The following is a 789-nucleotide window of genomic DNA, read 5'->3' on the forward strand; positions in this document are numbered from 1 at the left end:
ATCGACTACCTGAACACCCACGGCACCTCCACTCCAGTGGGCGATGCCAAGGAAATGGAAGGCGTACGTGCGGTATTCGGCGACAAGGCACCGGCCATCAGCTCCACCAAGAGCCTGTCGGGTCACTCCCTGGGCGCCGCTGGCGTGCACGAAGCGATCTACTGCCTGCTGATGATGGAAGGCAACTTCATGGCGGGTTCGACCAACATCGACGAGCTGGATCCAGCCGTTGCTGATATGCCGATCCTGACCAAGACCCGTGAAGATGCAACCATCAACACCGTGATGAGCAACAGCTTCGGCTTCGGTGGCACCAACGCTACCCTGGTACTGAAACGCTGGCAGGGCAAGTAAGCCCCGCAGGTTGATCATGTGAAAACGCCCCGACTGGTTCGGGGCGTTTTTTATTGGGCGGGTTTACCAGTAGACCGAGTCGTCTTCATCGCAGGCAAGCCAGCTCCCACATTGACTGTATTCGCAAATCAAAATGTGGGAGCTGGCTTGCCTGCGATAGCGGTGTGTCAGGCAACTGATTGGCTACGGGTCCACCGCCATCGCAGGCAAGCCAGCTCCCACATTTTTTGACCGCGTTTATGCCGGGGGATGCAGGCACTCGATGGAGCGGTCGACCGTGGTCTTGGCAATTTCCAGCAAATGCCACACCGCCAGCACCTTGGCCCGTTGGGTGCCGGGCAAGTGTTCGCCACAGTCGAGCACGGTGGCCGAGGCGCTGTTCAGCAGGCTGGCGGTGTAGAGCAGGGAGTCTTCGAAACTCAGTTCTTCGCTGAC

1 protein-coding gene and 1 pseudogene are annotated in these 789 nt (G+C 58.9%); one reads left to right on the plus strand and one right to left on the minus strand.

What is annotated here, in order from left to right:
• Positions 1-354: pseudogene (locus tag ASU03_RS19175) on the plus strand (beta-ketoacyl-ACP synthase I); the annotation flags it as partial.
• A 237-nt stretch (positions 355-591) separates the two neighbouring features.
• Here ASU03_RS19175 and ASU03_RS21260 read toward each other — a convergent pair.
• The coding region (locus tag ASU03_RS21260) for a DUF6124 family protein (protein ID WP_197411322.1) at positions 592-789 on the minus strand (198 nt) is incomplete at its 5' end.

Source organism: Colwellia sp. TT2012 (assembly GCF_001440345.1).
In the GTDB taxonomy this organism is placed as follows: domain Bacteria; phylum Pseudomonadota; class Gammaproteobacteria; order Enterobacterales; family Alteromonadaceae; genus Colwellia.